Below are 8,980 nucleotides of genomic sequence, written 5' to 3'. Positions count from 1 at the left end.
GGGCTAGGGGATGGGGTTGATTTAATCGTCAGCACCGCTCGGCTCAACCAGGTGATCGACCATGCGGTGGGCGATATGACCCTCACGGCCCAGGCGGGGGTGAAGCTGGCGGATTTACTGCCGCTGCTGGCGCAGCACAACCAGTTTCTTGCCGTGGATCCAGCCTATCCAGAGCAGGCCACGCTTGGCGGCATTGTCGCTACAGCCGACACGGGTGCTTTACGCCAGCGCTATGGCGGTCTGCGGGACATGCTGATCGGCATTTCCTTTGTGCGCTACGACGGCGCGATCGCCAAGGCAGGCGGTCGGGTAGTCAAAAATGTCGCGGGCTACGACCTGATGAAGCTGATGACCGGCTCCTACGGCACCCTGGGGGTAATTTCTCAGCTCACCTTTCGCCTGTATCCAGGGCAAGATGTGTCGAAAACAGTGGTGATTACCGGATCAGCCAGCGCAGTAGAATCCCTAGTCAGCACCCTACGCCTGTCGTCTCTAACTCCGGTGGCCATGGATGTGATTTCTCCGGCCTTGACCGCACCCCTGGGCTATGGTGAAACCTTCGCCCTGCTAACCCGGTTTCAATCTATCGACCCAGGGGTGGAAGAGCAGGTGGCAGCACTCTTAGGCATGGTGGGTGGTGAGCTATCCGCCACGATCCTGGAGGGCGACGCCGATGAGCGGGTTTGGACCACCGTTGGCGAGGCTTGCTTGTCTCATTCCAGCGAACAGGATGATGCGGTGGTAGCCAAAGTAGGCCTGCTACCGGCCCAGGCAGTGCGTTGGTTGGATGGGCTACCTCCAGGGAGTTTGGCCCGGCTCAATGCGGGTAGCGGGATAGGCATGGTGCGTTTGGCAGGGGCTCAAGCAGACGTCATCCATAAGCTGCGATCGCAGAGCGAAGCCGCCAACGGCTACCTTACTCTGCTCGAAGCTCCGACCTCGATCAAGCAATCGGTGGATGTCTGGGGCTACAGCGGCAACGCTCTGGCCATAATGAAAGCGCTAAAAGCGCAGTTTGACCCCCATAATACCCTCAGCCCCGGTCGCTTTGTAGGCGGTATTTGATGATCAGGAGGTGACTAAAGCGGCACTACACACCGGCAAGTCCCCCTGACCGGTGATTCAATCCTAGGCCCGCTACCACAGACGGAGCTGGGTAACAGCGATGTAGCCGCTAAAGCAGATGGCCACGTCTGAGTCAGGGTCGTGGCGGCGGTTGCCGTAGTCACCGACGTAGTAAAACTGGCCCTGGTCAACTTTAAATTCGGTCGGCAACGGTTGGGTGCAAGGCGCACAGAAGACTATCTCTGGTTCTGGATCGCCCGGTGTCAGATGGGGCAAATTGACGTTCCAAAAGCATCCAGGGGGCGGCGTCTTGGCCATCAGAGTATCCAGTACTCGGGTAGCTAGGCGGGTAGCCAGAGCCCAATCGATGGGGCGACGCTGCTGAATGTAGTGGGAGAGGGCAATGCCCGGCACCCGCAACAGAGTGGCTTCGCGCACGGCGGCAACGGTACCCGACAGGTAAATATCGGCACCCAAATTGCCCCCGGCATTGATACCCGATAGCACCCAGGTGGCCTCGGGGCACAGGTGGCTAAGGGCTACCCGGGTGCAGTCAGCGGGGGTGCCGCCAATGGCAAAGGCGCGATCGCTGCGCGGCACTATGGCAATCGGGCCACCCCGATTCATCTGGTGGCTACAGCCCGACAGATGCCGATCGGGGGCCACTACCCAGGGAGCGCGATCGCCCAGGGCCACCCGCAGGGCCTGAATACCAGGGGCATCAATGCCGTCGTCGTTAGTGAGCACAAAGGTCATCGATGAATGCCTGGAATGCCGGATCTGGATATTTCAGCTCTAACCCCCACTGAGAGACTCAACGGGCTCAGTAGGCGTCGAGGGATTGGTCGGTAGCGGGGTAACCACCCCGGGTGGAGCATCGTTATCGCGTCTTAATTCTTCTATTGGCGTAGGCAATACCCCGAGATTGGGCTCAGCGCTCTGGAGATCGACCTCCGTCATGACATCGTTGATCAGATTCGGGTCTAAGATACCATCGTTTGTGCTGAAGGGAAGCTGCTGCGCCAGGGCCGCCAGTAAATCGGGGCGTAGGGCCGCCAGCGGTTCATCGGCAGCGGGTTGGTAGTCAGGGTTAGCCAGGTCTAAATTTGCGATTAAATTACTGGTCTGGTAAAACTCCAGCAGGTCAAATTCTACAATTTGCGACGTCACACCGTTAATCAAAGTCATTTGCCCCGCGTAGAGGGCAAACTCCTGTCCGGGTGCCCCAGTGGTAATCGATACGGGGCCGGTCGTCGAATTGGCCAGGGCCATGACCAGGGTGAGATTACGGGATGGTACATGGCGCACCACGACCCCTGAGCTGTTGAGCCCCACGGTGGCGTTAGGGGTCTGAATGGTGGTGCGTCCCTGGCCGGGGGGCACAAATAGAACAGCGGTGCCCTGGCTGAGGTGCAGCTTACGGGTTTGAGGCCAAAAGCGGAGATTGGCCTGTTCGCCCAACCGCGCGAGCGAGCCATCGTTAAACAAGACCTCGGCATTGGCCAGGGCCGCTGTGCTCAGGGTGTCGCCTGGGCCAAAACACTCAGCTAACGCCGCTGGCCGCGCGCCCTGGGTCGATACCAAATTGACTTGGTTGGTGCTAGTTCGTACGGTGGCCGGGGCTAAGGGCACTCCGGCCACTGCCGGAGCCGCGATCGCAATCCCACTGACCATAGTCAGGAGCCCCAAAGGAGTCAGGAGCCCCAAAGGCAAATCATAGGTACGAAAAAACATAGCTTAATGAATCGCCCCATCAGCGGTGAACAAAAGAGTTGCAGGGTCTAAGTCGTTGAAGTGAAGGATCTGCAAGCTTGTCTACTAGGCCAGCCAGCCTCCCTTGCCCTAACGTACCCCGACAGTCGTAGTAGTGCACCAGGGGCCACACCCCGGCCCCATCCTGAGCGCCACCCCAATGCCTAGATGGTGTTTGCCCAGGTGCAGGTCAAGAGCTGAGGAAACTTAGTTTTACGGTACGCGTCTGGCAGTTAAGATTTAGGCCAGTGCATAATTCTTGTGTGCCGGTTGGTTAAAAATTTGGTGAAACTTCGCTTTAATTTCAGGAATGACCGGCAAAATCAGTGAATCTACGGGTGACTACAGCAACCACCATTCCATTTGGAACGATTCCCTTGGCTCAGCAGTACACCCCTTTTCAACTGGCATTAGCCTGCTTTGGTCTGCTCTGCTGTGGGGCACTGCCCAGCCAGGCCAGCCCAGCCCCAGGTGGCGACCCAGTGCTCGATGGTTTATCTGAGACCAGCCCTTTAATCGTCGGGCTAGAGGCCCCAACACAATCGCCTGGTGACCAGGGTATAGCCCCTCCCCCAGGGTCATTCCTAGGGCAGCCGCGATCAGTGGCCGACAAGGCCCAGACTGAGGTTGGGAGCTCTCGTCTCACGCGACCCTCCCCAATAGCGCCCCAGCGCGATGCACCCCTGCTGGAACCCTATCTGACCACCTCAGAGGGGCTAGTATCACCGTCTCCATCGGCAGTAGGGCCTATTTCTGATTCAGCGAGTTCACGAAGAGAGTCAATTTTTCAGCCCGCTGGGAGCGGTCTGGCCCAGGTAGATCCCGATGACGATCCAGATTCTCAGGATCCCGAGTTAGGTATTATCCAGATTCGGAGTCTGACAGAAGATACCGACCTAGGAATTTTACGGATTCGTCAACCCCCTAATATTCCGGCTCTAGAGCCCCAGCCTCAGCCCCAAATTGGGTTTTTGACGGCGCGGATTGCGATCGCCAACAGCGACAACATCCTGCTGGCGGTTAACGATGTCGGCGGGTTAACAGGCGATACGTTCTTGCGCCCTTCCCTGTCTTTTGCCGTCTATCCCTCCCTGGGCCCCCAAACCGTCCTCATCGGCACCGCCGATATAGGGCTACAGCGCTATGTTAGTCAGTCAGTCCTCAACTACGACGATTTGCGATTTCGGGTAGGGATACGCCAGGGGCTAACGCCGCGTAGCTATGGGCAGTTGGTTTTTACCTATCAAGAGCTGTTTCGCCCCGGCGGTAACCGCAATCGCTTCTTTAAAAACACGGCCTTGGGCCTAACCCTGGGCCGCCGCGACCCCATTACTCCCCAACTGGTGCTTGACTCCTATTATCTGATTCAGTTCAACGGTTCCCAGGCTGCGAGAGGGGCTACATCGGTTGACTTTAGCCGCATTTTTCAATCGGGAGGTGCATACTTGGGCTACGACATCACCCCTCGACTACAGACCGGTATCAGCTACCAGCTCAACCTGATCGATTACACTGCCCAAGATCGTTACGATACGTTTCAACAGGTGATTGGGCAAGTTGTCTATCGCATTAGCCCCGCTATTCGCATGAGTATTTACGGGGGGGTTAGTTTTGGTCGATCCTCTGAGCCACTGGTGCAATTTAACGACACCTTCGTGGGTGCCTCGATTGATGCCACGATACCCTTGTTTTAAGAGTATTTGGTACTACAGATGAGTCATGCTAACCACCGCCGCCAGCGTTTAGCCCCTGCCCTAGGGGGGCTAATGCTGCTTTTAAGCGCATCCTGTAGCACGTCATTGTTGCCCTTTAAGGCCAGCCCCAGCCAGGCCCGCAGCTACGTGGGTGAACCCAAGACTTTGGTGGTGTCAACAGAACCGGCTTTTCCTCCCTTTGTCTATCTTGCCGACGACGGAGAGTTAGCGGGCTTTGACGTCGATTTGATCACCGAGGTCGCTCAACGGCTCGGGCTAGAGGTCTATTTTGCCTACATTCCCTTCGATGGGCTAATCGCTACCCTAGAAGCCGAAACGGCTGATGCGGCGGTCGATGCTATCACCATTACGGCTGAGCGCGATCGGTTGATTGACTTTTCGCGGCCCTACTTTAAATCGGGGTTGGCTATTGCCATCCGCTGTGACGAGGTCGGCATAGCTGGACTACAAGACCTGGCAGGCAAAAAAATTGCCGTCAAGCTAGGCACCACTGGGGCCGACCTGGCGGCTCAGGTGCCCGACGTCCGTCTGATTACTTTTGACTCGGCAGAAAAAGCCCTGACCGATTTAGAGAAAGGCAATGTAGATGCGGTTATTAAAGACAGGCCCACCACTCTGGGCATGATGGAGTTGGCCAACCTGCAAAACATTTGTCTGCTGGATGAGCTGCTGACTGAAGAGTACTACGGCATTGCCCTACCCCCTGACTCACCCAACAAACCCCTAATTGACGCCACCCTAGAGGCCATGCAGGCTGACGGCACCATTGACCGCCTGCATCGTGAGTGGTTTGGCTATGCCCCCGAGCCCGTGCCTAACAAAGTCTACTAAGCGTCAAAACTAGTCTATGTCCGATGATATGCGGGTGATATAGGGCCTAACCATCGATCTCCGCCAGCTCGATCACCTGGTTCTCGTAGTCTCTGACGAGAAAATTGAGGGGTTTCTCGCGGCGAATTTTGTGCTGCACACCCCCGAGCTGCACGCGCATCAGAATGTATTCCAGACAGCTGTGATCAAAGCAGACATGACGCTGCTGGTTGCGGGCGCCCAAACTCGCGCCGCCCACGACGTGAAGCTGGGTGTTTTTACGCAGTTGGTACCACAGCCCTTCGGGGCTGTTCAGGCTGCTTTGGCTGGTCAAACCCGTGGCCCCGCCTAAATACATTGGGTCAAGCCCCGCAGTACCAAGGGTCTGTTCGTAGTTGTAATAGTAGTGCAGCGGCACCTCAGCGGCGGGGAGATTGAGCATGCCTTCGTAAAAGCTGCGGGCCACCTCCAAATCAGACACCATCACCGTGTAGACCTTGGGGGCGCTTTTGAGAAACATCCACATTGCCCCGGCATAGGCTACCAGCAGCATGACCATAATGCCCTGAGTCGACATAATGCTGTCGAGGGGTAGCCCTAACAGGGCAGCTGGAATCGGGGAAGGCAGCAATAGGTCAAACAACATAGGCTTCTACGTGAATAGCACAACGAATGTGTAAATGGGCCGAATGTGTAAATGGGCTCGATTCCAGCTAGGCAATGCCCTGCAAATCTAGTGTATCAACTCTGCAATAAAATCCTGTCGGCATGACTGGGTATTGGCCAGGTTCTCTGCCCACGCACCTGTACCAGAACCCCTGAGGCGACTAAAGCCTTAGCGGACGTTCTCAACGGCTGTAGTCTAGGCAACTTGACAAAACAACTTTTTTTGAAATGATTAACTCATCAACTTTTCTTGAAATGATAATTCAGAGGTCGCGTGACTCTAGCGTTAGCGTTGCCATTTTCGGCTAGAACGGCGCAAGTCATGGAAGTAAGCGCAATACAAGAGGAATTGAGCATCTATGGTTAGAGTGGCTGTCAACGGGTTTGGCCGCATTGGGCGGCTGGTGTTGCGGGCGGGCTGGCCCTTTCCCGAACTAGAATTTGTTCATGTTAATGAGATCAAGGGCGGTGCAGAGGCCGCCGCCCACCTGCTCAAATTTGACTCAGTGCACGGGCGCTGGGCCCCTGAGGTTGAAGCCCTAGGCAGCGCAAAAATGACCGTTGACGGTACGCCGCTGAGCTTTAGTAGCGGTGCTACCCCGGGTGAGGTGTCCTGGGCAGATTATGGTGTTGATTTGGTGCTGGAGTGCTCGGGCAAGTTTCGCACCCCTGCGCTGCTGGCCCCCTACTATGAACATGGGGTGAAGAAGGTAATTGTTGCTGCTCCGGTTAAGGAAGGGGCGCTAAATGTGGTCTATGGCATTAATGATGATCTCTACAACCCGGCTGAGCATCACCTGCTGACGGCAGCCTCCTGCACCACCAACTGCCTGGCTCCGGTGGTCAAAGTTATCCACGAAGGGTTGGGCATTCGCCACGGGGTGATTACCACGATCCATGACCAGACCAATACCCAAACCATTGTGGATGCTCCCCATAAAGATCTGCGCCGGGCTCGGGCTACGGGGATGTCGCTGATACCCACGACGACGGGGTCAGCGACCGCTATTACGCTGATCTACCCCGAACTCAAGGGCAAGCTCAACGGCCTGGCGGTGCGGGTACCGCTGCTGAATGCGTCGCTGACCGACTGTGTGTTTGAGGTAGAACGCTCCACTACGGTTGAGGAGGTTAATCAACTCCTGAAAGCTGCCGCCAATGGCCCCTTGAACGGTATCCTCGGCTACGAAACCCGGCCCCTGGTGTCGGTTGACTATAAGGATGATCCGCGATCGTCCATTATTGACGCTCTTTCTACTCTGGTCATCGATGACACCCAGGTGAAGATTCTCGCCTGGTACGACAACGAGTGGGGCTACTCCTGCCGCATGGCAGAGCTAGCCCGTAAAGTAGCCCAGAGCCTGTAGATGCTCGATTCCTGAGCAAAGTCAAAGGTGAATAGAATCCCCTCCTGGGAGGGGACGGTAGCCTCCGTTATTCCCCATCTCCCCATCTCCCCATGACCTCCTCTACCTTCAAGCCCGAGAGCCTACGCAACTACGCCATTATCACCGCCGCCTACTGGGGGTTCACCGTCACCGATGGCGCGCTGCGGATGATGGTGTTGCTGCACTTTCACGTGCTGGGCTACACCCCGTTTGAGATCGCCATGCTGTTTCTCTTCTATGAAGTGTTTGGCGTGGTAACCAACTTTCTCGGTGGCTGGATTGGCTCCCAGGTGGGGCTGCGTATGACACTCTACGGCGGCATTGGCCTGCAAATTTTTGCTCTGGTCATGCTGAGTTTTCTCAATCCCGACTGGGTAGTGCCCGTGCAGGTGGGCTATGTGATGGCGGCCCAGGCGTTCTCAGGCATTGCGAAGGATCTGACCAAGATGAGTTCCAAAAGTGCCATTCGCCTGGTGGTGCCCAAAGAGGCCGCTTCGCGACTATTTAAGTGGGTGGCTGTGCTGACGGGATCAAAGAATGCCCTCAAGGGCGTGGGGTTTTTTGTGGGGGCAGCGCTGCTGGAATGGGTCGGTTTTCGTTCGGCGCTGCTGATTCAGGCGGCGGTATTAGCGGTGATTTTGCTGTCGGGAATGTTGCTGCCTGCCGACATGGGCAAGATCGGCAAAAAGGTACCCTTTCGGCAGCTGTTTTCTAAGAGCAAAGAGATCAACGTGCTGTCGGCGGCGCGGTTCTTTTTGTTTGGCTCCCGCGATGTGTGGTTTGTGGTGGCGCTGCCGGTGTTTTTGTATGAGGTGCTGGGCTGGCGGTTTATGCAGGTGGGTAGCTACATGGCCATTTGGGTGATTGGCTACGGCATTGTGCAGTTTTTAGCGCCGCAGCTGTTGCGCAAAGACAGTACCGGCAAGGTGGTGCCCAAGGCTAAAACCATTTTATTTTGGACATCTATTTTGACTGCGATACCGGCGCTGATTGCGCTGGGGCTGATGTCGGGAGTGCGGGGTGACGTTGCGGTAACGGGCGGGTTAATTGTGTTCGGCGTGGTGTTTGCGTTTAACTCGGCGGTGCACTCCTACCTGGTGCTGGCCTATACCGAAGATAAAGATGTGAGCCTAAACGTAGGCTTTTACTATATGGCTAACTCGGGCGGACGGCTGCTGGGGACGATTACCTCAGGCCTGTTTTACCAGTGGTTTGGGCTGGTGGGGTGCCTGTGGATGTCGAGCCTGTTTGTGCTGGCGGCGGCGCTGATCACTACGCAGTTACCAGATCCTAAAACTTCGCATCCGGTGACGGTGTAGAACCTATTTTGCGGTGCCGAGGAACCGGGTTGTTGCTGCGGGTGGCTAGTGCAGCGTCAATACTAAAAATTAGGGTTCTTGTAGGTTGGGTGGAACGAAGTGAAACCCAACAACAGTCAGCCTTGTTGGGTTCTGCTAAGTAGCTAGGCGCAATTAAATATAAAACGTTCCAGTGGGTAATCTCCGGTTCTACTACGTGCCTCCATGCCCTCAATGACGGTCATGGCCAGGTCATATTCGTTATCAAACATCTGCCCGGCAATCT

General features: G+C 56.2%; 8 protein-coding genes. 5 read left to right on the top strand and 3 right to left on the bottom strand.

What is annotated here, in order from left to right; genetic code table 11:
* The coding region (locus tag IQ254_RS27310; protein WP_193969306.1) for an FAD-binding oxidoreductase at window positions 1-1,065 on the top strand (1,065 nt) is incomplete at its 5' end.
* A 72-nt stretch (window positions 1,066-1,137) separates the two neighbouring features.
* On the opposite strand, the gene surE is transcribed toward IQ254_RS27310, so the two are convergent.
* Both surE and IQ254_RS27300 read right to left on the bottom strand, forming a co-directional pair.
* Window positions 1,138-1,821 (bottom strand): 5'/3'-nucleotidase SurE, encoded by a 684-nt coding sequence (gene surE / locus IQ254_RS27305; protein WP_193969305.1) that lies wholly within the window; start codon window positions 1,819-1,821, stop codon window positions 1,138-1,140.
* A gap of 39 nt (window positions 1,822-1,860) precedes the next feature.
* Window positions 1,861-2,739, bottom strand: a complete 879-nt coding sequence (locus IQ254_RS27300; RefSeq protein WP_193969304.1) for a FecR domain-containing protein — start codon at window positions 2,737-2,739, stop codon at window positions 1,861-1,863.
* 416 nt (window positions 2,740-3,155) lie between these two features.
* Between IQ254_RS27300 and IQ254_RS27295 the strand changes: the two genes are divergently transcribed.
* Complete coding sequence (locus tag IQ254_RS27295; RefSeq protein ID WP_193969303.1) at window positions 3,156-4,511, top strand: hypothetical protein; 1,356 nt, start codon at window positions 3,156-3,158, stop codon at window positions 4,509-4,511.
* Between the two features lie 18 nt (window positions 4,512-4,529).
* Entirely contained in the window at window positions 4,530-5,363 is an 834-nt protein-coding gene (locus IQ254_RS27290; RefSeq protein WP_193969302.1) for a basic amino acid ABC transporter substrate-binding protein, read from the top strand.
* A gap of 46 nt (window positions 5,364-5,409) precedes the next feature.
* Here IQ254_RS27290 and IQ254_RS27285 read toward each other — a convergent pair whose 3' ends face one another.
* Window positions 5,410-5,988 (bottom strand): glyoxalase-like domain protein, encoded by a 579-nt coding sequence (locus tag IQ254_RS27285; RefSeq protein ID WP_193969301.1) that lies wholly within the window; start codon window positions 5,986-5,988, stop codon window positions 5,410-5,412.
* A 379-nt stretch (window positions 5,989-6,367) separates the two neighbouring features.
* On the opposite strand from IQ254_RS27285, the gene IQ254_RS27280 reads away from it, so the two are divergent.
* Both IQ254_RS27280 and arsJ read left to right on the top strand, forming a co-directional pair.
* Window positions 6,368-7,375, top strand: a complete 1,008-nt coding sequence (locus IQ254_RS27280) for an ArsJ-associated glyceraldehyde-3-phosphate dehydrogenase (protein ID WP_193969300.1) — start codon at window positions 6,368-6,370, stop codon at window positions 7,373-7,375.
* A gap of 92 nt (window positions 7,376-7,467) precedes the next feature.
* A complete protein-coding gene (gene arsJ, locus IQ254_RS27275; protein ID WP_193969299.1) occupies window positions 7,468-8,715 on the top strand; it encodes an organoarsenical effux MFS transporter ArsJ in 1,248 nt (415 codons plus the stop codon).
* The last annotated feature ends 265 nt before the right edge of the window (window positions 8,716-8,980 follow it).

Source organism: Nodosilinea sp. LEGE 07088, assembly GCF_015207395.1.
Classification (GTDB): domain Bacteria; phylum Cyanobacteriota; class Cyanobacteriia; order Phormidesmidales; family Phormidesmidaceae; genus Nodosilinea.
Note: the sequence above shows the minus strand (reverse complement) of the source record. Positions and strands in the feature narration are given on the sequence as shown.